Origin of the sequence: Citrobacter sp. CK195 (genome assembly GCF_030333365.1) — a bacterium.
GTDB lineage: Bacteria > Pseudomonadota > Gammaproteobacteria > Enterobacterales > Enterobacteriaceae > Citrobacter_B > Citrobacter_B koseri.
Window position 1 is genome coordinate 155,242 of sequence record NZ_JAOWGB010000023.1, and the last position, 25,462, is coordinate 180,703.

The following is a 25,462-nucleotide window of genomic DNA, read 5'->3' on the forward strand; positions in this document are numbered from 1 at the left end:
GAAACATCCATGAAGCTTCATGAAATGAAACAAAAGCGCAATACCATCGCGACCGAAATGCGTGCGCTGAATGAAAAGATCGGCGATAACGCCTGGACTGATGAGCAGCGCACTGAATGGAATAAGGCTAAAACCGAGCTGGAAGGGCTGGATGAGCGTATTGCCCGCGAAGAAGAGTTGCGCGATATGGATCAGAAATACATCGATGATAAAAGCGATGAGCAGCGCGACAATCTGGATAAGGATAACGGTAAAAAGCCGGATGAACAGCGCGGCCAGATTTTTGATAAATGGATGCGCCACGGTGCCAGTGAGCTGACCGCTGAAGAGCGTAAGGCCCTGCGTGAGCTGCGTGCTCAGGGTGTCGCGCCGGATGAAAAGGGCGGCTATACCGTGCCGGACACTTTCCTTGCGAAAGTCGTCGAGCAGATGAAGGCTTACGGTGGTATCGCCAGCGTGGCGCAGATCCTGACAACCTCCGACGGACGCACTATGGAATGGGCAACGGCTGACGGTACAGCCGAGGTCGGTGTCCTGCTTGGCGAGAATGAAGAAGCCGGTGAAGAAGATACCGAATTTGGCATGGACAGCCTGGGCGCGCTGAAAATGACCTCCAAAATCATCCGCGTGTCTAACGAACTGTTGCAGGACAGCGCGATCGACATGGAAGCTTATCTTGCCCGCCGCATTGCAGAGCGTATCGGCCGTGGTGAAGCGCGTTATCTGATTCAGGGTACCGGTGCCGGCACACCGAAACAGCCGAAAGGTCTGGCCGCCTCCGTGAGTGGCACCACGCAGACTGCGGCTGCCGCTGCGGTGAAGTGGCAGGAAATTCTGGCGCTGAAGCACAGCATTGATCCGGCATACCGTCGCGGTCCGAAGTTCCGCCTGGCATTTAACGACAATACGCTGAAACTCATCAGCGAGATGGAAGATGGTCAGGGGCGTCCGCTGTGGCTGCCGGATATCGTTGGCGTGGCGCCAGCCTCTGTGCTGAATGTGCCGTATGTTATCGATCAGGAGATTGATGATATCGGGGCGGGTAAAAAATTCATGTTCTGCGGTGACTTTGACCGCTTTATTATCCGCCGCGTGCGCTACATGATCCTGAAACGCCTGGTGGAACGTTACGCTGAGTTTGATCAGACCGGCTTCCTGGCGTTCCATCGCTTCGACTGCATCCTGGAAGACACCTCCGCCATTAAAGCGCTGGTGGGCAAAGGCAGCGCCAGCAGCTGATAACCTTTATCACGGAACAACAGTCCGCCGCGTAATGCGGTTTTTTTGTGCCCGCAATCTGGCGGGCACAGGAGGCTTTATGCTGCTGAAGATGGAAGAAATCAAACTCCAGCTCCGGCTGGACGAGGATTTTACCGACGAGGACAGCCTGCTGGAGTTGCTGGGAAACGCGGTACAGAGCCGGACTGAGAATTTTCTCAACCGTAAGCTGTATGCAACTGAACCAACTGACGATCCCGACGGGCTGGTGATGTCGGATGACGTGAAGCTGGCCTTACTGATGCTTGTCACCCACTTCTACGAGAACCGCTCGGCGGTCACTGAGGTTGAAAAACTTGAGTTACCGATGAGCTTCAAATGGCTGGTCGGGCCTTACAGGTATATCCCGCTATGAAACTCAGACAGGCGCAGACCAGCGCGACCTACATTTTGCCGGACCCGGGCGAACTGGATAAGCGCGTTACCATTCGCCTGCGGGTGGATGAGCCGGATGATGATTTTGGCGTGTCCCCCACGTATCCGGATGAAATCCGTACCTGGGCAAAGATGGCGCAACCCGGTGCTGCTGCTTACCAGGGTTCCGTGCAGACAGAGAACACCGTAACGCACTATTTCACGATCCGCCGGCGCCGGAATATTACCGCCGATCATGAGGTGGTCTGTGACGGTCAGAGTTACCGCATCCGACGTGTGCGTGACCTGAACAGTAAGCGCCGCTTTTTGCTGCTTGAATGCGAGGAACTCGGCACGGATCGGGGAGCTGGCTATGCAGAACAAAGCATTTTTACACGTTGATTTTGAACAGCCGAAAGAGCTGGTTTTCAATCGCGCCCGCATGCGACGGGCGTTTGTCACCATTGGTCAGGTACATATGCGGGATGCCCGCCGTCTGGTCATGCGTCGGGGACGCTCTGCACCTGGCGAAAACCCGGCATACCGTACAGGGAAACTGGCCCGCTCAATAGGTTATTACGTTCCTCGCGCATCCAGACGACGCCCAGGTTTGATGGTGAAGATTGCTCCCAACCAGAAGAACGGTGAGGGGAATCGCCATATTTCCGGTGCCTTTTATCCGGCGTTTCTGTTCTACGGCGTGCGCCGTGGCGCGAAACGTAAAAAAGGCCATCATCGCGGTGCGTCCGGTGGCAGTGGCTGGAGAATCGCCCCACGCAATAACTATATGGCGGAGGTGCTGGAGCGGCGCCGCAGCTGGACCCGCTATGTGCTGTCGCGTGAGTTGCGCAGGTCCCTGCGTCCCCAGAGAAGGAAAAAGAAATGAAACTGACACCCATTGTGGCCGCGCTGCGTGGCCGCTGCCCGCGTTTTGAAAATCGTGTGGGTGGTGCCGCGCAGTTTAAAGCGATCCCGGAGTCCGGAAAGCTGAAACTGCCCGCCGCCTATGTCGTACCGTCAGAGGATGTGACAGGGGAACAACGTTCCCAGACAGACTACTGGCAGGATTTGACGGAGGGCTTTTCCGTTATTGTCGTCCTCAGTAATGAGCGCGACGAAAAAGGCCAGTGGGCATCTTATGATGCGGTGCATGATGTTCGTCATGAACTCTGGAAAGCCCTGCTGGGCTGGTGTCCGGATCCGAACGCCCATGAAATTCAGTACGCTGGCGGCATGCTGCTGGAGCTGAACCGCTATGAACTTTATTACCAGTTCGACTTCACGGTGAAGTATGAGATCGACGAGGCAGACACACGCCAGCAGGACGATCTTGACGCGCTGGATGATCTGAAACTGATTAGCATCGATGTGGACTACATCGATCCCGGCGACGGGCCGGACGGTAATATTGAACACCGCGCTGAAATCTCATTCCCGTAATCACCCCACACCTGACTGGAAAAAATAATGTTTGTGAAACCCAAAGAGGGGCGGTCCGTTCCGGATCCCGCCCGAGGCGACCTTTTGCCTGCTGCCGGGCGAAATGTTGAGGAAAGCGCCTGGTGGTACCGCCGGGAAGCCGCCGGTGACATCGAGAAAATCTCACGTAAAGGGGATAAAAAATGACCGTAAGCTTTAACACTATACCGGCGGATAACCGGGTGCCGCTGTTTTATGCCGAAATGGATAACAGCGCGGCGAATACCGCCCAGGGTGGTGCTCCCTCCCTCCTTATCGGGATGGCATTACCGGAATCAGATATGCCGCTGAATCAGCTGGTGATCATGCCATCGAAGGACCTGGCAAAAAAAATGGCAGGCCGTGGCAGCCAGCTGGCGCGTATGGTTGAAGCATATCGCCAGGTTGATCCGTTCGGAGAACTCTGGGTGATTGCCGTACCTGATAATGGCGAGGTGGCAACCGGTACAGTGACGGTTACCGGCACCGTGACAGATGCTGGTTCCGTGAATCTTTATGTCGGTACCCGTAAGGTGCAGGTGACGGTGGCGACGGGGGACACTGGCGATCAGGTAGCACAGGCGCTGGTGAGTGTTATCAACAACTATCCTGATTTGCCTGTGAGTGCTGAATACCAGGGTACATCCGGCGGAGACGCTCAGGGTACCGTTAATCTTTCTGCGGTGAACAGCGGGACGGTGGGCAACAGCATCCCGTTAACCCTGAACTACTACGGTACCGCCAGCGGTGAAGAAACTCCCGCCGGGCTGAGTATCCAGATCGGCAAAATGAGCGGTGGTGCAGGCGATCCTGACCTGTCTGAGTCGATTGCCGCGATGGGGGACGAGCCTTTTGACTATATCGGCCTGCCGTTCAGTGATGCGAACTCCCTTCAGGCGATGTCTGTTGAAATGAACGACAGCTCCGGACGCTGGAGCTACATTCGCCAGCTTTATGGTCATGTCTACACGGCCAGGACCGGAACGCTGTCTGAGCTGGTGACCTATGGTGATACGTTCAACTATCAGCACATCACCATTGCCGGTTATGAGAAAGAGGTACAGACGTGTGTTGATGAGCTGGTGGGCTATCGTCTGGCGCGGGCAGCTGTTTTCCTGCGTATCGATCCGGCACGTCCTACGCAGACCGGAGAACTCACCGGTGCGCTACCTGCACCAACCGGCAAGCGCTTTACCATCACCGAGCAGCAGTCCCTGCTGATGCATGGGATTGCGACCGCGTACACGGAAGCTGGCGTGCTGCGCATCCAGCGTGACATCACCACTTACAAAACCAATGCCTACGGTGTGGCGGATAACAGCTATCTCGACAGCGAGACGCTGCATACCAGCGCTTATGTGCTGCGCCGCCTGAAATCGGTGATCACCAGCAAATATGGCCGCCATAAACTGGCGAACGACGGTACCCGCTTCGGTCCCGGCCAGGCGATTGTCACGCCAGCCGTTATCCGTGGTGAGCTGGGTTCAACGTACCGACAACTGGAACGTGAGGGCATTGTGGAAAACTTTGACCTGTTCCAGCAATACCTGATTGTTGAGCGTAACGCGAACGATCCGAACCGTCTGGATGTGCTGTTCCCGCCGGATTATGTCAACCAGCTGCGCGTGTTTGCTGTGCTTAACCAGTTCCGCCTGCAATACAACGAGGAGGCCGCATAATGGCAAAGATTGCTGGAACGACGTATTTCAAAATTGACGGCCAGCAGCTGTCGATCACCGGGGGTATTGAAGTCCCCATGAACACAAAAGTCCGTGATGACGTGATCGGCCTGGACGGTTCTGTTGACTACAAGGAGACAAGCCGGGCTGCGTATACGAAGGTCACGGCCAAAGTGCCGAAGAACTTCCCTGTCAGCAAAATCACATCGTCTGATGCCATGACCATCACATCAGAGCTGGCAAATGGTCAGGTGTACGTTCTCTCAAACGCCTGGCTGCACGGCGAGGCCAACCATAACCCCGAAGAGGGCACGGTGGATCTGGAGTTCCACGGTGAGGAAGGATTTTACCAATGACAAAAGAACTGGTGCTTAAAAAGCCGATTATGGCGCACAACGAAAAGCTTCATGTGCTGGAGCTGCGTGAGCCGTCCTATGATGAAATTGAGGCGACGGGGTTTCCGTTTACTGTTTCCGCTGAAGGGGCGGTAAAACTGGACAGTTTCGTCGCGCTGAAATATCTCCCGCTACTTGCCGGGATCCCCCGTTCTTCGGCAGCGCAGCTGACAAAACTGGATATTTTCAAAGGCTGCATGCTGATCCTCAATTTTTTTACCCAATCGGAGACGGAGGAAACCTCAGAAGCCGGCTCTACAACACAGCACACTACTGGCGAATAAACCCCCTTGAACTCCGGCGGGCGGCTATATCCGATTTTCTGGATCTGGAATCGGAGGCCGTCCGCATCAATGAGGAAATAAAGCATGGCTGACAGTTTCCAGTTAAAAGCCATCATCACCGCCGTTGACCAGTTATCCGGCCCGCTGAAAGGGATGCAGCGGGAACTGAAGGGGTTTCAGAAGGAAATGGCAGGGCTGGCGTTGGGGGCTGCCGCTGCCGGAACGGCAATTCTTGCTTCGCTGGCAATGCCGGTGAATTCTGCTATTGGCTTCGAATCGAAAATGGCCGACATCCGTAAGGTGGTTGACGGGCTGGACGATAAAAAAGCCTTTGCACAGATGAGCGACGATATTCTGACCCTGTCAACCCGGTTGCCAATGGCGGCGGAAGGTATCGCCGAAATCGTTGCTGCCGGGGGGCAGTCCGGTATTGCCCGCAGTGATCTGATGCAGTTCGCAAACGATGCGGTGAAGATGGGCGTGGCGTTTGACACTACTGCTGAAGAGTCAGGCCAGATGATGGCGCAGTGGCGGACGGCGTTCAAACTGACGCAGGATGATGTGGTTGTCCTCGCCGATAAAATTAACTATCTGGGGAATACCGGTCCGGCGAATGCGAAAAAGATTTCTGATATCGTGACGCGGATCGGGCCATTAGGCAGTGTTGCCGGGGTGGCCTCCGGTGAAATTGCGGCGATGGGAGCCACCATTGCCGGGATGGGCGTAGAGTCTGAGATTGCGTCAACCGGCATCAAAAACTTTATGCTGTCGCTTACCGCCGGAAACTCCGCGACGAAGTCGCAGAAGCGGGCGATGGCTTTTCTGAAGCTGAATCCGGCGCAACTGGCCGCCGATATGCAGAAAGATTCACGCGCGGCGATGCTGAAAGTGCTGGACTCGCTGGCGAAGGTGCCGAAAGCAAAACAGGCATCCGTTATGAATGCCCTGTTCGGCAAGGAATCGTTAGGGGCGATTGCGCCATTGCTGACAAACCTTGACCTGCTGCGCACCAATTTTAACCGTGTTGCGGATGCGCAGGAGTACGGTGGCTCGATGCAGAAGGAATACGCATCGCGCGCGGCCACGACGGAAAACCAGCTGATCCTGCTGAAAAACAGTATCAATGCGATTTCTGTCACGCTTGGCGACACGTTTTTACCTGCGATTAATGAGGCTGCGGAAGAGGTCAAGCCTTATCTGGAACAGGTCAGAACGTTTGTCCGGGCAAACCCTGAACTGGTGCAGTCTGCCGCGAAATTCGGCGCCGCACTGCTGGCTGTCGGTGTGTCGATTGGTACGCTGTCCCGCGCCATTAAAATCCTGAACAGTGTCATTAATCTCTCTCCGGCAAAAATAGCGATTGCTGCACTTGTCGCTGGCGCCATGCTGATCATTGAGAACTGGGATGAAGTTGGCCCTGTAATTAAAGCCGTATGGAAAGAAGTGGATAACGTTGCACAGGCGATGGGAGGCTGGGAAAACGTGATAAAGGGTGTTGGTCTGGTTATGGCCGGATCCTTTACGGTTAAAACAATTGGTGCTTTGCAGCAGTCAGTGTTGCTGGCAGGCCAGTTATCCGGACTGCTGGGTAAAATAGGCAGAATGGGAGCCATGACGCTGACAATCGGCGTTGCGGTATCACTCTTTAAAGAACTTCAGGATATGGGAAAAGCAGCCGGTGATGCAGGGATGGACGCTGGCTCTTTTGTTGTCCAGAAGATGCAGACGAAAGAACGGGAGCGGGGATACAACGGTTTTATTCCCAGACTTAAAGAAATCCTGGGTATGGACGCTCCGATCCCGGAAGGGCGTTATCAACCTTCTGTTCCACTAAACAGGACGCCGGGCGTTCTGGATCGTGCTGTTTCATCAACAACGCAGCGCAGTGAACTCAAAGTGACCTTTGAAAATGCCCCTCAGGGGATGCGCGTGACTGATATTCCGGCCTCCGGTAATCCGCTGATGGGTATTTCCCACGATGTGGGCTATTCGCCCTTTAAAACCCCTCGTTAACCTGCTCCGGCAATTTTTCATAAGGTGAGAACATGGCGTTTTTTTCTTCGCCGGACTGGCGCGACCGCCTGCGCGATGCGTCATTCCGTGGGGTGCCATTCTCCGTTGAGGATGATGATGCCTCTTTCGGGCGGCGCGTCCAGACCCATGAATACCCGAACAGGGACAAACCCTTTACGGAAGATTTGGGACGGGCCGCGCGCCGGTTAACTGTCAACGCTTACGTTATCGGGGATGACTACGCCGATAAACGGGATCGTCTCATTGCTGCCGTTGAAACGGCAGGGCCGGGAACGCTGGTCCATCCGCAGTACGGTGAGATGCAGGGCAGTATTAACGGAACCGTAAAGGTATCGCACAGCAGCCAGGAAGGGCGCATGTCGCGAATAACCTTCGAATTTGTGGAGAGTGGTGAACTTACCTTTCCTGTTGCAGGTATGGCGACGGCGCAGCGTCTGGATGAGTCCTGCGGGCTGTTTGATGATGCCATTGACAGTATGTTTTCTGCGTTCGGCCTCTCAGGCATTGCGGATTTCATTCAGAATGACGTTATTGCTGATGCAACGGCGATGATCAATACCGTCGCTGATGCATTCAACATGGTGGATTCCGGCGTCTCTGCGGCCATGCGTCTGCTGCAAGGGGATTTATCCGTCATACTGATGCCGCCCAGCGCTGCAAATGATTTTGTTCGTGCGTTACAGAAAGCCTGGCGCGCCGGTGACCGTCTGAGTGGCGATACCTCTGATCTGGTCACGATGATAAAAACCCTGTCCGGCATTACGCTGGATCCTGGTCTTTCTCCCAGGGGAACCTGGGTCACTGATTCTGGTTCAGTTATCACCCAAAAGACACAGAGCAATTTGATCGCCTCGGCTATCCGGACAACGGCCATCAGTACGGCTGCCAGTACGGTGACGGCGCTGGCACAGCCGCGTGATGTGTCCGGTCTGCGGGGGACAAATCAACCAGCAGGGACCGGCCGTGACTCTGACATTATCAATATCACACACCCGGCGCTGGATGGCGCTCAGACCGTCAGCAACGACAGTCCTCCACCGAACTATGAGGATCTGAAAGATATCCGGACAGCGCTTAATACCGCGATTGATCAGGAGCAGTTGCGCATCATTGATGATGTGCTTTTCCAGCAAATTTCCGTGATGCGAACTGACCTGAACCGCGACATTTCTGCGCGGCTGGCGCAGGTTGAGCGCACCGCGCAGCGAACGCCTGATGATGTTTTGCCTGCGCTGGTGCTGGCTGCTGCGTGGTATGACGACGCCGGGCGGGAGTCCGATATTCTGACACGCAATCCTGTCCGCCATCCTGGCTTTGTCCCGGTTGAACCGCTGAGGGTACCAGTACGATGAACAATACGGTTTTCTTGCGCGTCAACGGGCGCGAATGGGGCGGCTGGACGTCGGTCAGGATTAGCGCCGGGATTGACCGTATCGCCCGGGATTTTAACGTGGCGATTACCAGCCAGTGGCCCGGCAGTGAGGATGGCGCACCCCGGATAAAAAACGGGGATAAAGTGGAAGTGCTGATTGGCGATGACAAGGTGATCACCGGCTGGGTTGAAGCGCTGCCGCTGCGTTACGATGCCGGCAGTATTACCCGTGGCATTGTTGGCAGAAGTAAAACCGCAGATCTCATCGACTGCACTGCGGCGCCCGCGCAGCAGAGCGGGAAAAATCTGTTCCGTATCGCCAGCGCACTGGCCCGGCCGTTTGGCGTGGAGGTTGTTGATACCGGTGCGCCTACGGTGGCCGTCATTGATGCGCAGCCTGAGCATGGCGAAACGGTGGTGGATTGCCTTAACCGCCTGCTGGGGCAGGTTCAGGCGCTGGCGTATGACGATGAGCAGGGGCGGCTGGTGCTGGGCAAACCGGGGAGCGCGAAAGCCGTTACCGCACTGGTGCTGGGGGAGAATATTCTGTCATGCGACACTGAGTGCAGCGTGCGAGACCGATTTTCAGACTATCTTGTCACCGGGCAACGTCCGGGCACCGATGATGATTTTGGCGAAGCGACCATAGCGGCTATCCGGCAGAGTACCACCGATGCAGGTGTGACCCGCTATCGCCCCCGCACGCTCCAGCAGTCCGGTACGGCCACTACTGACAGTTGCAAATCACGCTGTGAATTTGAAGCGCGGCAGCGGGCAGCCAAAACGAAGGAAACCACCTACACCGTACAGGGCTGGCGGCAGGGAAACGGGGAATTATGGAAGCCTAACCAGTCCGTGGTGGTGTATGACCCGCTGAACGGTTTTGATAATGAAACGCTGGTGATTGCCGAGGTGACGTACAGCCAGGACAATAACGGCACCGTCACTGAAATCAGGGTGGGTCCTGCTGATGCTTATCTGCCGGAACCCGCCAGACCAAAAGCGGCTAAAAAAACGAGCGGGGGGATCGATTTCTGATGAGCAATTCCCTTCGGAATATCGTAGCGCGCGCTGTTATTACCGCGCTCGATACGGCGAAAAAATGCCAGGCGGCCGGGCTGAAACTCATTGCAGGCGAACCCAAGGAGGGCGTTGAGCATCTGGAGCCTTACGGTTTTACCTCTGCTGCGCAGGACGGCGCGGAAGCGGTGGTGCTGTTTCCCGGCGGTGACCGTTCCCACGGCGTTGCTGTTATTGTTGCCGACAGACGTTATCGGCTGAAGGGGCTGAAACGCGGAGAAGTCGCTATTTATGACGATCTGAACCAGTCGGTCACCCTGACCCGTAACGGGATTGTTGTGGATGGTGGCGGTAAGCCGATTGTGTTCACAAACGCCCCCAAAGCCCGCTTTGAAATGCCGATCGAATCCACCGACGACATCAAAGATAACTGCGACGGCAGCGGAAAAACCATGGCGCAGATGCGCGTAACGTATAACGGTCACACCCATAAAGAAAATGGCGACGGTGGTGGAACGACCGACAAGCCAGACCAACCCATGAGCTGACACCATGATCCTCTATGTTAATGGAATCCGGAAGGATGCCACGGATCCGCTCGACCTTTTGACGCGCGCCGTGGTGATTTCTCTCTTCTCCTGGCGCCGCGCTGAGCGGGACGATAAAACCCCGCAGCCATACGGCTGGTGGGGAGACACCTGGCCCACTGTCCAGAATGACCGTATCGGCTCCCGTCTGTATCTGCTGAAGCGACGGAAACTCACCAACAAAACCCCGCAGGATGCCCGCGAATATATGCAGCAGGCGCTGGCGTGGATGACTGAAGACGGCGTGGCAGCGCGCATTGATGTGATCTCAGAGCGTACAGGGATAGATACCCTGGCTGCTGGTGTGACGGTTTATCAGCGTGACGGGGCAATTCACAACATTACCTTTGACGATATATGGAGCGAACTGAATGGCTGACAGTCAATTTGCACGACCCGAACTTCCGCAGTTGATCGCCACCATTCGCAGCGATTTACTGACGCGCTTTCAGCAGGATGTTGTTTTGCGGCGTATGGATGCTGAGGTTTACGCCAGGGTACAGGCGGCCGCCGTTCATACGCTTTATGGCTACCTTGATTATCTGGCCCGGAACATGCTGCCGGATTTATGCGATGAGGACTGGCTATACCGGCATGCGAGGATTAAGCGATGCCCGAGAAAAGACGCGGTGGCTGCAAGCGGTTTTGCTCGCTGGGATGGTCTTGGCGGTACACCGACGCTGCCTGCGGGTACACAGATCCAGCGCGATGACCAGGTGACGTTCACCACCACGCAGACCGTTACGGCTTCTGATGGGCTGTTACGTGTGCCGGTTGTTGCCGACGTTGCCGGTTCTGCCGGTAATACCGATGATGGCACCGCGTTACGCCTGGGGACGCCGGTTAGCGGTATTCCATCAACCGGGTATGCAGATACGCTGAACGGCGGTGATGATGTGGAGGAGCTGGAGACGTGGCGGGCACGAGTGATGGAACGCTACTACTGGACACCCCAGGGCGGTGCGGATCCTGATTACGTCATCTGGGCCAAAGAGATTGCGGTCATTACCCGTGCGTGGACGTTCCGCCATTACCAGGGGATCGGGACGGTCGGCGTGATGGTGGCGACCAGTGACCCGGCAAACCCGGCTCCTGGTGACGATATTGTTCAGGCCGTGCGAGAACATATTCTGCCACGGGCGCCGGTGGCGGGCAGTGGCCTGTTTGTTTTCGCGGCCGCAGAAAAAGTTATTCCGGTGACCATTGCGCTGGCGAAAGACACCCCGGAGATTCGTACTGCCGTTACCGCAGAGCTTAATTCTCTGATGCTGCGCGACGGCCAGCCATCCGGGAAGGTTTACGTATCGCGCATCAGCGAAGCCATCAGCCTTGCGACTGACGAAGTGGCCCACCAGCTGCGCGCGCCGACGGTCGATGTTGTGCTGGGGCAGACTGAGCTGCCGGTACTCGGGGATATCACCTGGGAGACCTACACGGAGGCGACTGAATAGCCATGGCGCTGAATGATGAATACACACAGCTTCTTTATCACCTGCTCCCTCCCGGCCCCGCATGGGAAGGAAAGAACCCGTTGATTGAAGGTCTGGCCCCGTCACTGGCCCGCGTACACCAGCGCGCAGGCGCACTGATGAATGAAATTGACCCGGCAAAGACGACTGAACTGATTGATCGCTATGAGGGGCTGTACGGGCTGCCGGACTCCTGCGCCCCCGATGGCGTGCAGACGTTACGCCAGCGCCAGCAGCGTCTGGATGCTAAAGCAAACGTCGCTGGGGGGATTAACGAACAGTTTTACCGTAACCAGCTTAATGCTCTCGGTTATACCACAGCCACCATTGAACAGTTTCAGAACCTCGACAGCACGCCTGATCCTGAATGGGGCGAGTTCTGGCGTTACTACTGGCGCGTGAATATTCCGGCTGACGCGAATGTTAACTGGCAGACATGCAGCAGTACCTGTGATTCAGCGATCAGGACATGGGGCGATACCGTTGCGGAATGTGTGATCGACAAACTTGCTCCGTCGCACACCGTTGTTGTTTTTGCCTATCCGGAAGGAACAGAAGATGCATCGAATTGATACAGCCACGGCTCAGGTTGATAAATTTGGGCCGGGGAAAAATGGTTTTACGAACGGAGACCCGGCAACCGGCCGCCGCGCGACGGATCTTAACAGTGACATGTGGGATGCCGTACAGGAAGAGATTTGCAGTGTCGTGGAAGGTGCTGGTGAGACCCTTGAAAAAGGGAAACATACCCAGTTATTTGAGGCGATACAGTTGCTGGTAGGGAGTGGTGTGGGTAATGCCTTGTTAAAAGCGCAAAACCTTGCAGATCTCCAGGATAAAGCAAAGGCAAGAAGTAATCTGGCATTAGGGGAACTGGCGACGCTTGGGTTAAATGATGTTTACCCCGTTGGCGCGCCAATTCCGTGGCCGTCTGATTCAAATCCATCTGGATTATATGCTCTTATGCAGGGGCAGACGTTTGATAAAACGAAGTATCCCAAATTAGCGCTTGCCTATCCCTCGGGGATAATTCCTGATATGCGTGGGCAAACCATCAAGGGTAAACCTGCCAGCGGTCGTGCCGTGTTGTCCTTCGAGCAGGACGGCATTAAGTCGCACAACCACTCAGCTTCCGCAGCAAACACTGACCTTGGGACAAAGGCGACAACATCATTCGATTACGGTACAAAACAAACAGTATCATTCGATTATGGTACTAAATCGACAGTATCATTCGATCACGGTACTAAAACGACCAATAACACTGGAGCGCATAGCCATACCACTATTTCAGCGCCACCGAGCGGGAATACATGGGGAACAGGGGCAACGCCCGGTAATGTTCAAATGGCGGGCGATCATTGGAACTACAACTCACAAGGTATGAACACATCCTCAAATGGTGCGCATGCTCATACCGTCGGTATAGGAGCCCATGCCCATAACGTTGGCATTGGTGCTCATGCCCATAATGTGGTTTTAGGGGCACATACGCATAATATGGTGTTGGGGGCTCATAATCACACTATTACTGTTGCTGCGGCAGGTAATGTAGAAAACACCGTAAAAAACATTGCGCTTAACTATATCGTGAGACTTGCATGATTAAATTAATTCTTTCTGCCCCTGTTCCTGAAATCGCGGAGGCATTTGAGCGTCTTTTTTCTGATGATGAAAATGTAGAAATTATCAGTAAGCCGTTTGAAACAATTCCAGATTTTGATTGCATGGTCAGCGCGGCTAACTCTTTTGGCTTGATGGATGGTGGTGTCGATGCCGCCATTACCGCGTTTTTTGGCACGCAACTGATGACCAGAGTTCAGCAGCGCATCGTTAATGAATATTTGGGAGAGCAGCCTGTTGGCTCGGCTTTTGTCATTGAGAGCGGAGATTCTAAACACCCTTGGCTGGTACATGCTCCGACGATGCGTGTTCCTTTGATTATCAGTGGCACTGACGCTGTTTACCTTGCTACGCGGGCAGCACTGCTTGCTGTATATCACCACAACAAGACACATCCTGAACACAGTAAAATTCGGCGCGTTGTGTTCCCTGCTATGGGGGCGGGATGCGGGCAAGTATCAGCTGGCAGCGTAGCAGCACAAATGAAACTGGCGTGGCGCAGTATTGTAACTCCGCCCTCCAGCATTAACTGGCAGTATGCTCTAGGAAGGCAGCATGTTGTTCACTCATCCTGCGATGGAGTTTTATAATGACTTTTGAAATGACAGACTCAGACCGAATTATTACGATTTATAATCTTTCCGCTGACAGTGGTGAATTTATCGGGAAAGGTGATGGTTTTATTCCTGCGCATACAGGTTTACCCGCATGGAGCACAGATATTGCCCCTCCCGATACTCCTGCTGGTCATGTTGCTGTTTTTAATAATAACGATCAGAAATGGTCTGTGGTTGAAGATCATCGTGGTAAAACTGTCTATGACATCCAGACTGGACAGGCTATTTCTATCGAATCACTGGGATCATTGCCTGATAACGTAGTTTCAGTTGCACCGGATGGCTCATATGAAAAATGGGATGGCAAAAAATGGGTGAAGGATGAAGAAGCGGAAAAAGCCGCCAACATCACCGACGCTCAAAACACTAAAGCCAGCCTGATGCAGGAGGCAAATAACACAATTGCTATGCTTCAGGATGCTGTCGATCTCGATATGGCGACCGATGACGATGTGAAGTTGCTGACCGCCTGGAAAAAATACCGTGTGCTACTTAGTCGGGTAAAACCGGAAGATGCGCCGGACATTAACTGGCCGGAACAACCAGCCTAACAAAGTGATTTGGGCTTAGGTATCTCTAAGCCCATTAGAAAGGAACGGACAAACACAGGTCGCCACCTTCTATACTATTTAGTGCCAGCGAGTAGCCTTAACTTGTATTTGAATTTATTTACAAGGCAAAATTCACGGATAAAAAACAATCTAATACGACGGCTTGTTTTTTGTGTTCTGAAATATGGCTTGAGTGCTTTCTTTATATCATGAATTTGCGTATTGTTAAAAAAACAATAGCCATAAATTCTTTTGCTGATTTTTCTTGCAAAATTGTATGTAGTGTATACAGATGGCGATATGATTTCAATCTCATCTTTAGTTTTACCATTAGCTAACTCTTTGAAAACGCTCAAAGCATATATTATATCATCTACATCCATACTTGCCGTGGAGGTGGTTATGCTTCCCTGCCTGATGCGATAGAGCACCAGTTCATCAGTTATGCGGTGGATTTCTTTTGCTGAAAGGTATATTTTTGGTAATAGCGCAACATCTTCGTAGCGCCTTCCAGCAGGAAATTTAAATTCATTAAATAAATCCTTTTTGTAAACTCTGGCCCAGGCATACCATTGACTTCTTAGAAAAGTTTCACGTAAATCACTTATTGAGTTTATTTTAAAGTGTCCATCAGATGACGTTATTAATGGGACTTTCATTTTGTTATTATATTCATAAAGCACTTTTATATTAAACTCGATTAGATCAGTTTCGCCATTCTCTATCACTGGGCGGATTTTCTCCCAGAAGGACGGCGTCCAAAGGTCATCTCCATCCAGTAGCGCTATGTATTTTCCAGATGATGCCTCTATTCCATTATTTCTTGCGATGGATATCCCCTGATTTTTTTGAGATATCACTCTGACAGTTTGAGTCGCTTTTTTGATAAAAGATTCTATTTCTTTAAGCGAGTTATCTGTTGAACCATCATTAATTACAATGATTTCGACACTATCATCAACCTGGCTGCATACAGATTGCAAGCATTCATAAATATAATCCTGGCAGTTGTAGCAAGGAATTATGACGCTTAACAAGAAAGGGGCGCTCATTGAATATGTCCTTATTTTACTGAAATTTATTGTAAATAAAGCCTCTTGCGAGGCTTATCGTTTTTCTCGTCCTATCACTTTATCAGCAGCTACGCGGGACAGGAAGCCAGAACGGCTACCGTACTCAGGGTGTGCGGCGACAAACTGGTCGATACGTCGAATCAACAAAGAGGGAAGGGTGACATTGATTTTTTCCGCTTTCCCCATCAATCGTGTAACATCAACATCCACCAGCGCCCATACTACATCTGCGTAATCAGGATCGTCCAGCCAGTTTTCCACACTGGTAGCTTCCGGTACAGCTTCACCATCTTCCACCAGTAATTCTATATGTGCGTCGATTGCTTCACGTACGCTCTCGATTGCATCCTGATAGTTATCGCCGCCAGAAAAACAGCCAGGAATATCAGGTACGCGAACGCCGAAGGATGAATCGCCTTTATCAATAGCAACGGGGTATAACATTAAAACCTCCAGTAGGGGGGCCTAAAGCCCCGCCTGTTTTTTGATGCTTTTCAGAGTTGGTAGCGGTATGTCCTTTTGTGGATGTTTCACCGTTACCAGCCCTTTCTTCGTTGGGTGTTTGAACTGGTGATGACTGCCTTTTACTCTCACCAGATACCACCCATCGGCTTCTATCATTGCTATTGCATTCCTGCTATCCATCCTCCGGCTCTCTGTGTTGTCTTGATGGGGTTATAGTAACCCTTGGCTAATCTGGTGTCAATACCTTTTGGGGTTATAAGGGTTATTTTTTGCGGGTTATGCGGACAGAAAAAGGGCGAAGAATAGCGAATTGCCGCAGTTGCACTCTTGCAGACGACGCAACTGCGGATTGTACGCGCTTTGTCATTCCAACCAGAATAAATTCTCTGGCTCTCGCCAGCCTACCGACATTTCGTTTATTGTAAACCCGTTCAATGACTCCGGAATATCACTGTAATTGTAAACAGCATCAGGTCGAGTAGAGCGATCATGGGGTTCTAAGTAAGAGTAAATATGAGATTTTTTTCGTTAGCTTAACTGAAAAAAGTGGTTTTTCATTAGATAGAATAGGGAGTTCTCCTTTATCTGATTTTTTCTTTAATCGACTAACGATCAGTCTGTTGAAAATTTTTAATTTATCTTTTCTGGTATGAGATAGTAACCAGGAGCCGGAGAAGTGATGTATGGAATAATTTGTTTTATTATCAACTCTCTCGCAAAAATAATTTGATGGGAAAATTATTTCCTTTTCTCTTAGGTGAATTGTGTTGTCAGATAAAAAAGGTTGAGATATATTGAATTCCTTGACAAGGAACTCAGTGATTAGCAGTGTGTTTGGTGTTAGGTCAAATGTGTTTTTAATTATGAATTTTTTATTTTTATATGTATCCAGTAAATCTTTTATAATACCATTTCCCTTAGAAGCCCCCATTACTGCTGATGTAATAGGGAGAGTTTTGCCATTAAACACTTCATGGCAACTAAAAAAATCGAGTGATAGCAGGTTATCAAATTCTTTTGTTACCTCGACATCTGTATCCAGATAGATACCACCGTGATGGTATAAGGCGTAGAGTCTTATATAGTCGGACACAAAAGCCCATTTTTCATTTTTATACGCTTCAATCGCGTAAGTATTATTAATGGAGTCCAGACATTCATTTCCCCATTCTATAATTTCATAATCTGGGAGGAATTTTTTCCATGTAGCGATGCACTCTAAAACAAATGGGGGTTTAGGTTTATTACCTACCCAAATATAGTGAATCTTTTTTGGTATCAAGGTCAGCCTCTTCATTGCCATCAAATAATAGTTATGAAAAATATTACCATTAACCGTGCTTTAGTGCAGGTATTTTCCCACCTGCTTGGGGTTGTTGACTCACCAGCACACATTGATAGGCGTAGTGATCATCTCTGAAATCATCAGCGAAAACCTTCTCCATTCACAAGCCACATATCAGACTCCTCGAACATCTCTTCCAGCATACGATTAAGTCGTTCTTTTTCAGTCTTTGTGCAGTCACTGTTTAATGCGTTAGCTTGCATCGGCTTAACCCTCACTTCGGCATCTGGAAAGATCCGGTGTACGCGCTTTGTCAGCTCGTTAAGAATGATGTTTCTTGCACCCGGTAACCCCTCTACATTGCGTTTGTCGTAAACGAGTTCCACAAACATAAAATTCTCCTTTTACTGGTTTGATATACAGTTAAATTTAAACTGTATAAATAAACAGTGTCAATGCTTAGGAAAGCAATTTTTGGGGCACCTTTGGGGCAAAAATGGTACGTTTGGGGCAGTTTTGGGGCAGAAAAGAACGTATAAAATTCGGTAAAGTTCATATAGTACCGAAATGAAATTTTTGTAAGTCACTGAAAAATCATATGCTCTTGGACGATCTTTAGTGATTTTAAAAAATATACAATCACATCTTTTCAATGATAGCGTATCGGTCTGATAATGCGTTTGAGATCGAGTGCTTAGGTAAACAAGGAGATCGGCTATGCAGTTTTCGACAACCCCGACGCTGGAAGGGCAGAACATCGTGGAATATTGCGGTGTGGTAACGGGTGAAGCCATTTTGGGCGCCAATATTTTCCGTGACTTCTTCGCGGGTATTCGCGATATCGTCGGCGGACGTTCGGGTTCCTATGAAAAAGAGTTGCGTAAAGCGCGTGAAATCGCTTTTCAGGAACTGGGCGAACAGGCGAAAGCGCTGGGTGCGGATGCGGTTGTGGGCATCGACATTGACTATGAGACCGTAGGCAAAGACAGCAGTATGCTGATGGTGAGCGTCAGCGGGACGGCGGTAAAAACGCGCCGATGAGACGCCTGCTCTGGCTGGTCGCGTTCGCGCTTCTGTTAACCGGGTGCGCGGGCGAGAAAGGGATTATTGATAAAGACGGGTATCAGCTGGATACCCGTCATCAGGCACAGGCGGCGTACCCGCGCATCAAAATCCTGGTCATCCACTACACGGCGGATGACTTTGATACCTCTCTGGCGACGTTAACGGATAAAAACGTCAGCTCGCACTATTTAATTCCTGCTGTACCGCCGCTTCACCGTGGCAAGCCGCGTATCTGGCAACTGGTGCCAGAGCACGATCTGGCGTGGCACGCGGGCATCAGCTTCTGGCGCGGCGCAACGCGCATCAACGACACGTCTGTTGGTATCGAACTGGAAAATCGCGGCTGGCAAAAGTCGGCGGGAATGAAATACTTCGCCCCGTTTGAACCTGCGCAAATTCAGGCCCTGATCCCACTGGCGAAAGAGATCATTGCCCGCTACGACATTAAGCCGCAAAACGTGGTGGCGCATGCGGATATTGCCCCGCAGCGTAAAGACGATCCCGGCCCTCTGTTCCCCTGGCGCGATCTGGCGGCGCAGGGCATTGGCGCCTGGCCTGATGAACAGCGCGTGGCGTTTTATCTGGCGGGACGCGCGCCCAATACGCCAGTCGATCCCGCATCATTGCTCAACTTGCTTTCGCGTTATGGTTACGAGGTCAAACCGGAGATGACCGCGCGTGAACAGCAGCGGGTGATCATGGCGTTCCAGATGCATTTCCGCCCGGCGTTATGGAACGGAGAGGCGGATGCGCAAACGCAAGCGATTGCTAATGCGTTACTGGAAAAATATGGCCAGAATTAATGGCGCTGGCGTCGTGATAAAAGTCAGTTAACTTGTTTATTTTCATCGAGATTCATTTTGGATAAAAATCAAATTAATCTATGGTTAATTGACTTTAAATTCCCCTCATCTATGATTGATTTTATCAGGAAGATATTTCTTATACGCTAAAAGTCGTGAAACTTAGCGCGCACAATCTTTTTTTTGCTTAATTTTATTTTTAACCAGGTTGAATCAGTGAGTGACATTAAGCTGAGGTTATCACTCGTCGCTTGTCATTAAATTTAAATCAATATTCTTCGAAAGGCATAATATGTTAAGCATTTACGGTAAGAAAATTCGTCCGCATCATGAAATGGAACGTATTATTTCTTTAACGTCAGGTTATAAAGAAAAAACCTTAAAAAAATGGCAGAAAATCACCACCAGTGACTCGGAATATATTCATATTATCGTGAGTGGTGACGTTGAATTTCGCCGTACCTCCGATGAGTTATGTATGTTTACCCTGCAAGGGCAGTGTATCTTTGGGCTGTCTGCCATCTTTTATGGTTCTCTGCATATGTATGGGCTTGCTCGTACCAATACCGTCGTGCGCTCAATCAAAAAAGATGAGTTTATGCGCCTGTTGACTGAACACAGTTTATGGCCAGATCTCACCAGGGTGCTGTCATGGTATATTTGTCTGCTTAGCAAACGTGATGATGTTTTGGTTGCCCGTAGCGCTTACTCTGTTATTCGTGAATTTTTAATCGAAATTAATGAGCTGATTATTCACCATAACCGTGACATCAATGTATACGACTATATTCAGGAGTATACGAATTTTGCCCGCAGTACGATCATCAAAATTCTCTCTGACCTTAAAAAAGGAAACTATATCGTCATTGAGAAAAGCCGATTAATGTCGATGACGACCTTGCCAGAAAAATATTAATCACATTTCCCATTGTCTCCTCTTCAGCTAATGAAGCGGAGGCCGTTGGGGGGCGCATTAAGGCGTAATGATGTTTTCTTGCGTCATCAATCATCGGGCGGTTCCGGTATCTTTCCCTGCTGATAGTCCTCTTTTTGCTCCTGTAACGCTTGCAGGAAACGCGCTTTCAACGATGGCGTCTGTTCTTCCGCGCCGGGTAATGCCCGATCCGAGAGATCGCCTTCCGGCGCTTGCCGCCAGTCGTTGTCTTGACTTACCGGCGCTTCATCCTGCAATGGGGGTAACGCCTGGGGAGCAGGGGCCGGTTTGGGGGCTGGCTGCGGGAATGGCTTCGAAATATAAACATAGTGCATCTCAGAAAGCCGGGTATCCGGGTTTTCCACTTTTGTCGGTTTCGGCTCAGGCGTCGGATGCTGACAGTTCCAGTAAATATGGGCATACAGTCCGGCAATAATAAACGTGCAGAGGGTCAGCAGCCACATCATGGCGCGGAACAGCACTTTTTGGGGCGCCGGAAGGCGCCAGGCAAAATAGACCGCTTCTCCCGTCGTGAAACTGCGCTGTGCAGCAAGGCAAATGGTGGACATTATTTCGTGTTCCCTTGCGTTTTATGTTCCTGCTTCTGGCTTAGTGTTTGCGCCAGTACGCCCGGAACGCTGTTGGTTGCGCGCATTAACTGCATCAGCGTCTCTTCGCCGGCGATGCCGTCGACATGCAGTCCTGCCTTATCCTGAAATTCACGGGTGCGTTTTGCCAGTTCAGCCGTCCAGCTTCGCGAGTGGGTCAGCGGTTCATTCAACGTCTGGCTTAGCGTTTGATCCAGCCATGCCAGGTCTTTATCGCCGCTGGTCGCGCTAATCTCATCTTTCCCTTGCGGCGTTAAACGATGCAAAAGCGTGTAATTTCCGGTGGCGTGTTGATTAAACCAGTGTCTGCTTACCTGCCAGGTTCGGTTATTGATCAGAAGATCGAGCGACTGTTTATCAACGTGGGCCACGACGGCGTAATTCAGGTGATTACCCGTTTTGATCTCTCCTGCCCACGGATAACCTTCCTGTTCCAGCGCCTGTAAAGACGTATTCCCCTGACGACACATCAGGTTCACTCGCGCTGCGTTCTGGCATAGCGCATCGTTCGCGGAAGCATCATAACCCCACATAAGATAGAGCTGATGCATGACGTCCGACTGATTCACCACCTCATTTTCAATGGTGGGCATAACAGGCGCAGTCGCCTCAGGCAGCGTCTTTTTCCAGCTGGCCGGAACCGGCACTTGTTGCGGCAGGCGAGACGCGATCGCGCCGGAAAAGTACCAGCCGCAGCAGGCGAACAGGACGGAGGCAAACAGCCCTGCGGTTGCCAGGCGTTTACCGCGCGGCGTGGGCGGCAGGAGTTCACCGGCAGCCAGACGTAAATGGCGTGGGGAAACCTGTATCGCCCGCTCGGTCCATGCGGCAAGCAGCGCCAGATGCGCCAGTTTATTGAGTCCGGTCACGCGGCCTTTGGTCAGCGCATGCATTCTGCGCACCCGCGCGGGCGTCAGTGGCGAGGTATCGACGTTTTGTTCGTCCATCTGTGCCCCGACGTAGTCGAGATATTCACGGCAGGTCAGCGAACGTAGCGCAAGGCAGGTATGAACGCGGGGCTGTAAACCAGAATGATCCAGAAGACGGGATTTCTGATCGGGAGAGCCGGTCAGAAGAATCGTGAGCGGGAAGTTCAGCTCTTGCGCCCGCGTCAGCAACATACCCAGAATATCCCAACAATTATCTTTCATGGCTTGTGCCGTGGAGAGGATCAGCAGTTTGCCTTTTTTATTACGCGAAGGCGTTTCCTCATGCCATTGGCGCAAAATGGCATCAATGGCATAAATTTTGTTTTTACCCTCTTTAACGGCAGGGTTCAGTTTATAGAGCAGCGTACTGGCGCTCAGTTTGGGGAAGGCGTTAATGGCCAGCGCAGGTGTGCCGCCGTTACGCAGTTTTTCCACAAAGGCATTGTCTAATTCAGGTTCGTCAGAAAACAGACCGATGATGCCGGGCACGTTGGTTTTTTCCTGCAACAGGGAAAAGATGTCCTGATGATAATGAACGAAAAACTCTCCCGTTCGCCGGGTGAGTTTGCCAAACGGCTGAGCGGAAAATTTAAAATGATGCTGATACATGGTGTCTCGCTGTACTTTCTGGCTTCTGGAAACGTTGCGCTAAAAATAATTGAGCGGGTTTATTCGGGCAAATACCGGACAGGAGAAAATTACTCTGATTATTTTCGCTAACACCAGTAAGTGAAATCGTCAATGTTTTTTTGCAATAAAGTTGCCGGGAAAGCGAGTGGTCGACTTTCTTGCCGCTCATTACTATTTGCCGCACCGATTGGCGCAGCCGGTGCTGCGAAATTTAGCTTTATTAAAGGCATTTAAATAATGAGGATGCAGCTTTTCTCCCGATTGATTGCACCCTGCGTGATGTTTGTTTTACTGATATTCAGCGGACATCAAGGGTATGTCGTTTTTAAAAACTATAATAAGGTTACAAACAAGTTAAATAACAGAAAAATTAACGTGCGTAAAAATGACGAAAAAGAAAAGTCATTTGCGCTTTTTCAGCCTGCCGTCTGGCAGCGAAATACGCCAGCAGCGGTTAAATCGCCGCTCTCTGCCGAGATTGAAGGCATCGTCAGCAGCGATGAAAAATGGCTATCGTTTGCCGTTATTAAAACGCCTGCGGGACAGCAAAGTTATCGCGAAGGCGAAAGCCTCGTGGGAGTGAGTAACGCCTGTATTGAGGAGATCAATAACGACAATGTGGTGGTTAATTACGAAGGTACTACGCAGGTACTGGCATTAAAGAAACCTGATTATTTCAGAGGCGGTGTTGAAAGCGGCCCGCTACAAAAACCGACAAACGATGCCGGTGCAGAGAGCCTGCATCTTAATGATGTCCTGGTGCTAAAACCGTTTATTGAAAAAGGTCGTCTGGAAGGGTACGAAATCAACCCGCGCAATGCTTCGTCTTTCTTTCAGAACAGTGGGCTGGAGAAGGGGGATGTGGTTGTGAAGGTGAACAGTACCGATATGACGAAAGAAGAACAGGCGAAAAGCATCATTGCTGGCTGGTCAAAAATGAAAGAAGCGGCGGTAGTCGTAAGACGTCACGCTCACCTGGAAAATATTCAGGTCAATGTTTTAAACAACTAACAAGTGAATTGCCATGAAGAAATTTCCGTGGGCGTGCGTGGCGCTGACAACTCTGGCGTTATATTCCAGTTCGCTCTTTGCGGCGAATTTTAGCGCCAGTTTTAAAAATACTGATATTCGTGAATTTATTGATACGGTTGGCCGTAATCTCAATAAAACGATTCTGGTCGATCCGTCGGTACAGGGAACCGTATCGGTTCGGACGTATAACGTTTTGACCGAAGATGAATACTATCAGTTTTTCCTCAGCGTGCTGGATTTGTACGGACTTTCCGTGATTCCGATGGATAACGGCATGGTGAAAGTGGTTCGTTCATCCGTTGCGAGAACCGCGGGAACGCCGATTGCCGACAGCAAAAATCCCGGTAAAGGGGATGAAATTATTACCCGCGTCGTGCGGATGGAAAATGTACCGGTACGCGAACTGGCGCCGCTGTTGCGCCAGCTGAACGATGCGACCGGTATCGGCAACGTGGTGCATTTTGAGCCGTCGAACGTCCTGCTGCTCACCGGTAAAGCCTCGGTGGTGAACCGCCTGGTCGATCTGGTTCAGCGCGTCGATCGTTCCGGCGTACAGCGGCGCGAAATCGTTCCGCTGCATTACGCCTCTGCGAAAGAACTCTCGGATATGTTGAATAACCTCAACAACGAAGAACAAAAAGGGCAGAACGCACCGCAACTGGCGACCAAAGTGGTGGCGGATGAGGAGACGAATAGCCTGGTCATTAGCGGCAGCGAAGAAGCGCGGGCGCGTACCCGCACGCTGATAGCGCAGCTTGATCGCGAGCAGAATAACGAGGGGAATACCCGCGTCTTCTACCTGAAATATGCCAATGCCGCCAAAGTGGTGCCGGTGTTAACGGGCATTGGAGAGCAGATGAAGGACAAGCCGGGCGCAGCGAAAAGTAAATCGCCGGTTGCCGCGACCGATCTGAATATTACTGCCGACGAGTCGACAAACTCACTGGTGATCACTGCGCAGCCGAACGTGATGAACTCGCTTGAGAAGGTGATCGACAAGCTGGACATTCGCCGTCCCCAGGTACTGGTGGAAGCCATTATCGCTGAAGTGCAGGATGGCGCCGGAACCGATCTCGGCGTGCAGTGGACGAGTAAACACGGCGGCGTACAGTTTGGCGCAACCGGTCTGCCGATCGGCCAGGTTAAGAACGGGACGATAAAAGGCGTGAATTTTACCGGTATGGCGACAGGTTTCTTTAACGGCGATTTCGGCGCGCTGATGACGGCGCTGTCGACCAACGGCAAAAACGACATTCTCTCCACGCCGAGCGTGGTGACGCTGGATAACAAAGAAGCATCGTTTAACGTTGGTCAGGATGTGCCGGTGCTTTCTGGTTCGCAGACGACGACGGGCGACAACGTCTTTAACACCGTTGAGCGTAAGACGGTGGGGACGAAGTTGAAGATCCTGCCGCAGATTAATGATGGCGACATGATCCACATGAAGATCGAGCAGGAAGTTTCCAGCGTGGACGCCAGTTCGACGGAGGATTCGTCTTTAGGCCCCACCTTTAACACCCGCACGATCAATAACGAAGTGATGGTTCACAGCGGGCAGACGGTAGTGCTGGGAGGGCTTATCGAAAATGTCACCAAACAGAATGTGTCGAAAGTGCCGCTGCTTGGCGATATTCCTCTGGTGGGGCAACTGTTCCGCTACACCTCGCAGGATACCACCAAGCGAAACCTGATGGTCTTTATCCATACCACCGTTCTGCGCGATGACGATAACTACAGCGCCGCGTCGAAAGAGAAATACGACCAGGTGCGCGCGCGCCAGCAGCAGCGTATGGAGGAGAAAAAAATGGGCATCCTGGAGCCGGGCGATAACGCCATTCTGCCCGCGTTCCCGTCGCCCGTAAAAACCAGCACTGCTGCGCCAGCCACGGCGTCGCGCAATCCGTTTAAAGAGTAAGC

General features: G+C 51.5%; 30 protein-coding genes and 1 pseudogene. 24 read left to right on the top strand and 7 right to left on the bottom strand.

Annotated elements, in window-relative coordinates; genetic code table 11:
- Window positions 1–9: 9 nt before the first annotated feature.
- The 19 genes and pseudogenes from OGX93_RS09235 (at window position 10) to OGX93_RS09325 (ending at window position 14,721) form a co-directional block, all read left to right on the top strand.
- Window positions 10–1,239: a phage major capsid protein gene (locus OGX93_RS09235; protein WP_200074537.1), complete on the top strand. Its 1,230-nt coding sequence runs from the start codon at window positions 10–12 to the stop codon at window positions 1,237–1,239.
- A gap of 79 nt (window positions 1,240–1,318) precedes the next feature.
- Window positions 1,319–1,633 carry a head-tail connector protein gene (locus OGX93_RS09240; protein ID WP_200074538.1) on the top strand — a complete coding sequence of 105 codons (315 nt, stop codon included), beginning with the start codon at window positions 1,319–1,321 and terminating at the stop codon, window positions 1,631–1,633.
- Window positions 1,630–2,034: a phage head closure protein gene (locus tag OGX93_RS09245; RefSeq protein ID WP_286462661.1), complete on the top strand. Its 405-nt coding sequence runs from the start codon at window positions 1,630–1,632 to the stop codon at window positions 2,032–2,034. Before OGX93_RS09240 ends, OGX93_RS09245 begins: the two co-directional genes overlap by 4 nt.
- On the top strand, window positions 2,006–2,518 hold the full coding sequence (locus OGX93_RS09250) for a hypothetical protein (RefSeq protein WP_286462662.1): 513 nt from the start codon (window positions 2,006–2,008) through the stop codon (window positions 2,516–2,518). Before OGX93_RS09245 ends, OGX93_RS09250 begins: the two co-directional genes overlap by 29 nt.
- Window positions 2,515–3,072 (top strand): phage tail terminator protein, encoded by a 558-nt coding sequence (locus tag OGX93_RS09255; RefSeq protein ID WP_200077424.1) that lies wholly within the window; start codon window positions 2,515–2,517, stop codon window positions 3,070–3,072. The genes OGX93_RS09250 and OGX93_RS09255 overlap by 4 nt, the downstream gene beginning before the upstream one ends.
- Window positions 3,073–3,099: 27 nt before the next feature.
- Window positions 3,100–3,258: a DUF2635 domain-containing protein gene (locus OGX93_RS09260; RefSeq protein ID WP_200077423.1), complete on the top strand. Its 159-nt coding sequence runs from the start codon at window positions 3,100–3,102 to the stop codon at window positions 3,256–3,258.
- Entirely contained in the window at window positions 3,255–4,769 is a 1,515-nt protein-coding gene (locus OGX93_RS09265; RefSeq protein ID WP_286487787.1) for a phage tail sheath subtilisin-like domain-containing protein, read from the top strand. Before OGX93_RS09260 ends, OGX93_RS09265 begins: the two co-directional genes overlap by 4 nt.
- Complete coding sequence (locus OGX93_RS09270) at window positions 4,769–5,125, top strand: phage tail tube protein (RefSeq protein ID WP_200074544.1); 357 nt, start codon at window positions 4,769–4,771, stop codon at window positions 5,123–5,125. Before OGX93_RS09265 ends, OGX93_RS09270 begins: the two co-directional genes overlap by 1 nt.
- Complete coding sequence (locus tag OGX93_RS09275) at window positions 5,122–5,448, top strand: phage tail assembly protein (protein WP_286487786.1); 327 nt, start codon at window positions 5,122–5,124, stop codon at window positions 5,446–5,448. Before OGX93_RS09270 ends, OGX93_RS09275 begins: the two co-directional genes overlap by 4 nt.
- A gap of 84 nt (window positions 5,449–5,532) precedes the next feature.
- Window positions 5,533–7,461 carry a phage tail tape measure protein gene (locus OGX93_RS09280; RefSeq protein WP_286449787.1) on the top strand — a complete coding sequence of 643 codons (1,929 nt, stop codon included), beginning with the start codon at window positions 5,533–5,535 and terminating at the stop codon, window positions 7,459–7,461.
- 32 nt (window positions 7,462–7,493) lie between these two features.
- Entirely contained in the window at window positions 7,494–8,834 is a 1,341-nt protein-coding gene (locus OGX93_RS09285) for a DNA circularization protein (RefSeq protein WP_286487785.1), read from the top strand.
- Complete coding sequence (locus tag OGX93_RS09290; protein ID WP_286487784.1) at window positions 8,831–9,892, top strand: phage baseplate assembly protein; 1,062 nt, start codon at window positions 8,831–8,833, stop codon at window positions 9,890–9,892. The genes OGX93_RS09285 and OGX93_RS09290 overlap by 4 nt, the downstream gene beginning before the upstream one ends.
- Window positions 9,892–10,422: a phage baseplate assembly protein V gene (locus OGX93_RS09295; RefSeq protein ID WP_286487783.1), complete on the top strand. Its 531-nt coding sequence runs from the start codon at window positions 9,892–9,894 to the stop codon at window positions 10,420–10,422. The genes OGX93_RS09290 and OGX93_RS09295 overlap by 1 nt, the downstream gene beginning before the upstream one ends.
- A gap of 4 nt (window positions 10,423–10,426) precedes the next feature.
- A complete protein-coding gene (locus OGX93_RS09300) occupies window positions 10,427–10,840 on the top strand; it encodes a phage GP46 family protein (RefSeq protein WP_200077416.1) in 414 nt (137 codons plus the stop codon).
- Window positions 10,833–11,912: a baseplate J/gp47 family protein gene (locus tag OGX93_RS09305; protein ID WP_286449791.1), complete on the top strand. Its 1,080-nt coding sequence runs from the start codon at window positions 10,833–10,835 to the stop codon at window positions 11,910–11,912. The genes OGX93_RS09300 and OGX93_RS09305 overlap by 8 nt, the downstream gene beginning before the upstream one ends.
- A 2-nt stretch (window positions 11,913–11,914) precedes the next feature.
- Entirely contained in the window at window positions 11,915–12,502 is a 588-nt protein-coding gene (locus tag OGX93_RS09310) for a YmfQ family protein (RefSeq protein WP_286487782.1), read from the top strand.
- Window positions 12,489–13,535, top strand: a complete 1,047-nt coding sequence (locus tag OGX93_RS09315) for a phage tail protein (RefSeq protein WP_286487781.1) — start codon at window positions 12,489–12,491, stop codon at window positions 13,533–13,535. Before OGX93_RS09310 ends, OGX93_RS09315 begins: the two co-directional genes overlap by 14 nt.
- Window positions 13,532–14,125: pseudogene (locus tag OGX93_RS09320) on the top strand (macro domain-containing protein); the annotation flags it as partial. The gene OGX93_RS09315 and the pseudogene OGX93_RS09320, both read left to right, overlap by 4 nt.
- A 17-nt stretch (window positions 14,126–14,142) precedes the next feature.
- Window positions 14,143–14,721 carry a tail fiber assembly protein gene (locus OGX93_RS09325; RefSeq protein ID WP_286487780.1) on the top strand — a complete coding sequence of 193 codons (579 nt, stop codon included), beginning with the start codon at window positions 14,143–14,145 and terminating at the stop codon, window positions 14,719–14,721.
- Between the two features lie 74 nt (window positions 14,722–14,795).
- On the opposite strand, the gene OGX93_RS09330 is transcribed toward OGX93_RS09325, so the two are convergent.
- The 5 genes from OGX93_RS09330 to OGX93_RS09350 all read right to left on the bottom strand — a co-directional run bounded on the left by OGX93_RS09330 (window position 14,796) and on the right by OGX93_RS09350 (window position 17,936).
- Window positions 14,796–15,773 (bottom strand): glycosyltransferase family 2 protein, encoded by a 978-nt coding sequence (locus OGX93_RS09330; RefSeq protein WP_286487779.1) that lies wholly within the window; start codon window positions 15,771–15,773, stop codon window positions 14,796–14,798.
- A gap of 54 nt (window positions 15,774–15,827) precedes the next feature.
- Window positions 15,828–16,238: a type II toxin-antitoxin system HicB family antitoxin gene (locus tag OGX93_RS09335; RefSeq protein WP_190286983.1), complete on the bottom strand. Its 411-nt coding sequence runs from the start codon at window positions 16,236–16,238 to the stop codon at window positions 15,828–15,830.
- A 21-nt stretch (window positions 16,239–16,259) separates the two neighbouring features.
- Window positions 16,260–16,439: a type II toxin-antitoxin system HicA family toxin gene (locus OGX93_RS09340; protein ID WP_012906750.1), complete on the bottom strand. Its 180-nt coding sequence runs from the start codon at window positions 16,437–16,439 to the stop codon at window positions 16,260–16,262.
- Between the two features lie 307 nt (window positions 16,440–16,746).
- On the bottom strand, window positions 16,747–17,556 hold the full coding sequence (locus tag OGX93_RS09345) for a glycosyltransferase family 32 protein (protein WP_286487778.1): 810 nt from the start codon (window positions 17,554–17,556) through the stop codon (window positions 16,747–16,749).
- A gap of 128 nt (window positions 17,557–17,684) precedes the next feature.
- Window positions 17,685–17,936, bottom strand: coding sequence for a DinI family protein (locus OGX93_RS09350; protein ID WP_190286984.1), 252 nt, complete (start codon window positions 17,934–17,936; stop codon window positions 17,685–17,687).
- Between the two features lie 325 nt (window positions 17,937–18,261).
- Here OGX93_RS09350 and OGX93_RS09355 point away from each other — a divergent pair, with 325 nt between their 5' ends.
- The 3 genes from OGX93_RS09355 to OGX93_RS09365 all read left to right on the top strand — a co-directional run bounded on the left by OGX93_RS09355 (window position 18,262) and on the right by OGX93_RS09365 (window position 20,328).
- A complete protein-coding gene (locus OGX93_RS09355; RefSeq protein WP_012133087.1) occupies window positions 18,262–18,585 on the top strand; it encodes a heavy metal-binding domain-containing protein in 324 nt (107 codons plus the stop codon).
- Window positions 18,582–19,412: an N-acetylmuramoyl-L-alanine amidase gene (locus OGX93_RS09360; protein WP_286449797.1), complete on the top strand. Its 831-nt coding sequence runs from the start codon at window positions 18,582–18,584 to the stop codon at window positions 19,410–19,412. The genes OGX93_RS09355 and OGX93_RS09360 overlap by 4 nt, the downstream gene beginning before the upstream one ends.
- Before the next feature lie 292 nt (window positions 19,413–19,704).
- A complete protein-coding gene (locus OGX93_RS09365; protein ID WP_012133085.1) occupies window positions 19,705–20,328 on the top strand; it encodes a helix-turn-helix domain-containing protein in 624 nt (207 codons plus the stop codon).
- An 86-nt stretch (window positions 20,329–20,414) separates the two neighbouring features.
- Here the strand turns inward: OGX93_RS09365 and OGX93_RS09370 are convergent, their stop codons facing one another.
- Together OGX93_RS09370 and OGX93_RS09375 are read right to left on the bottom strand one after the other, a co-directional pair.
- Window positions 20,415–20,915 (bottom strand): type II secretion system protein GspB, cryptic system variant, encoded by a 501-nt coding sequence (locus tag OGX93_RS09370; RefSeq protein ID WP_012133084.1) that lies wholly within the window; start codon window positions 20,913–20,915, stop codon window positions 20,415–20,417.
- On the bottom strand, window positions 20,915–22,492 hold the full coding sequence (locus OGX93_RS09375) for an ExeA family protein (RefSeq protein WP_286449798.1): 1,578 nt from the start codon (window positions 22,490–22,492) through the stop codon (window positions 20,915–20,917). The genes OGX93_RS09370 and OGX93_RS09375 overlap by 1 nt, the downstream gene beginning before the upstream one ends.
- A 300-nt stretch (window positions 22,493–22,792) precedes the next feature.
- Between OGX93_RS09375 and gspC the strand changes: the two genes are divergently transcribed.
- Both gspC and gspD read left to right on the top strand, forming a co-directional pair.
- Window positions 22,793–23,524 (top strand): type II secretion system protein GspC, encoded by a 732-nt coding sequence (gene gspC / locus OGX93_RS09380; RefSeq protein ID WP_047463719.1) that lies wholly within the window; start codon window positions 22,793–22,795, stop codon window positions 23,522–23,524.
- 13 nt (window positions 23,525–23,537) lie between these two features.
- The gene (gene gspD / locus OGX93_RS09385; RefSeq protein WP_104868861.1) at window positions 23,538–25,460 is read left to right on the top strand and encodes a type II secretion system secretin GspD; all 1,923 of its coding nucleotides are present in this window, start codon (window positions 23,538–23,540) and stop codon (window positions 25,458–25,460) included.
- Window positions 25,461–25,462 lie beyond the last annotated feature (2 nt).

Bases quoted from the DNA above. Each gene is read 5' to 3' on its own strand.
- OGX93_RS09235 (WP_200074537.1), top strand. From the start codon at position 10: ATGAAGCTTCATGAAATGAAACAAAAGCGCAATACCATCGCGACCGAA.
- OGX93_RS09240 (WP_200074538.1), top strand. From the start codon at position 1,319: ATGCTGCTGAAGATGGAAGAAATCAAACTCCAGCTCCGGCTGGACGAG.
- OGX93_RS09245 (WP_286462661.1), top strand. From the start codon at position 1,630: ATGAAACTCAGACAGGCGCAGACCAGCGCGACCTACATTTTGCCGGAC.
- OGX93_RS09250 (WP_286462662.1), top strand. From the start codon at position 2,006: ATGCAGAACAAAGCATTTTTACACGTTGATTTTGAACAGCCGAAAGAG.
- OGX93_RS09255 (WP_200077424.1), top strand. From the start codon at position 2,515: ATGAAACTGACACCCATTGTGGCCGCGCTGCGTGGCCGCTGCCCGCGT.
- OGX93_RS09260 (WP_200077423.1), top strand. From the start codon at position 3,100: ATGTTTGTGAAACCCAAAGAGGGGCGGTCCGTTCCGGATCCCGCCCGA.
- OGX93_RS09265 (WP_286487787.1), top strand. From the start codon at position 3,255: ATGACCGTAAGCTTTAACACTATACCGGCGGATAACCGGGTGCCGCTG.
- OGX93_RS09270 (WP_200074544.1), top strand. From the start codon at position 4,769: ATGGCAAAGATTGCTGGAACGACGTATTTCAAAATTGACGGCCAGCAG.
- OGX93_RS09275 (WP_286487786.1), top strand. From the start codon at position 5,122: ATGACAAAAGAACTGGTGCTTAAAAAGCCGATTATGGCGCACAACGAA.
- OGX93_RS09280 (WP_286449787.1), top strand. From the start codon at position 5,533: ATGGCTGACAGTTTCCAGTTAAAAGCCATCATCACCGCCGTTGACCAG.
- OGX93_RS09285 (WP_286487785.1), top strand. From the start codon at position 7,494: ATGGCGTTTTTTTCTTCGCCGGACTGGCGCGACCGCCTGCGCGATGCG.
- OGX93_RS09290 (WP_286487784.1), top strand. From the start codon at position 8,831: ATGAACAATACGGTTTTCTTGCGCGTCAACGGGCGCGAATGGGGCGGC.
- OGX93_RS09295 (WP_286487783.1), top strand. From the start codon at position 9,892: ATGAGCAATTCCCTTCGGAATATCGTAGCGCGCGCTGTTATTACCGCG.
- OGX93_RS09300 (WP_200077416.1), top strand. From the start codon at position 10,427: ATGATCCTCTATGTTAATGGAATCCGGAAGGATGCCACGGATCCGCTC.
- OGX93_RS09305 (WP_286449791.1), top strand. From the start codon at position 10,833: ATGGCTGACAGTCAATTTGCACGACCCGAACTTCCGCAGTTGATCGCC.
- OGX93_RS09310 (WP_286487782.1), top strand. From the start codon at position 11,915: ATGGCGCTGAATGATGAATACACACAGCTTCTTTATCACCTGCTCCCT.
- OGX93_RS09315 (WP_286487781.1), top strand. From the start codon at position 12,489: ATGCATCGAATTGATACAGCCACGGCTCAGGTTGATAAATTTGGGCCG.
- OGX93_RS09325 (WP_286487780.1), top strand. From the start codon at position 14,143: ATGACTTTTGAAATGACAGACTCAGACCGAATTATTACGATTTATAAT.
- OGX93_RS09330 (WP_286487779.1), bottom strand. From the start codon at position 15,773: ATGAGCGCCCCTTTCTTGTTAAGCGTCATAATTCCTTGCTACAACTGC.
- OGX93_RS09335 (WP_190286983.1), bottom strand. From the start codon at position 16,238: ATGTTATACCCCGTTGCTATTGATAAAGGCGATTCATCCTTCGGCGTT.
- OGX93_RS09340 (WP_012906750.1), bottom strand. From the start codon at position 16,439: ATGGATAGCAGGAATGCAATAGCAATGATAGAAGCCGATGGGTGGTAT.
- OGX93_RS09345 (WP_286487778.1), bottom strand. From the start codon at position 17,556: ATGAAGAGGCTGACCTTGATACCAAAAAAGATTCACTATATTTGGGTA.
- OGX93_RS09350 (WP_190286984.1), bottom strand. From the start codon at position 17,936: ATGTTTGTGGAACTCGTTTACGACAAACGCAATGTAGAGGGGTTACCG.
- OGX93_RS09355 (WP_012133087.1), top strand. From the start codon at position 18,262: ATGCAGTTTTCGACAACCCCGACGCTGGAAGGGCAGAACATCGTGGAA.
- OGX93_RS09360 (WP_286449797.1), top strand. From the start codon at position 18,582: ATGAGACGCCTGCTCTGGCTGGTCGCGTTCGCGCTTCTGTTAACCGGG.
- OGX93_RS09365 (WP_012133085.1), top strand. From the start codon at position 19,705: ATGTTAAGCATTTACGGTAAGAAAATTCGTCCGCATCATGAAATGGAA.
- OGX93_RS09370 (WP_012133084.1), bottom strand. From the start codon at position 20,915: ATGTCCACCATTTGCCTTGCTGCACAGCGCAGTTTCACGACGGGAGAA.
- OGX93_RS09375 (WP_286449798.1), bottom strand. From the start codon at position 22,492: ATGTATCAGCATCATTTTAAATTTTCCGCTCAGCCGTTTGGCAAACTC.
- gspC (WP_047463719.1), top strand. From the start codon at position 22,793: ATGTTTGTTTTACTGATATTCAGCGGACATCAAGGGTATGTCGTTTTT.
- gspD (WP_104868861.1), top strand. From the start codon at position 23,538: ATGAAGAAATTTCCGTGGGCGTGCGTGGCGCTGACAACTCTGGCGTTA.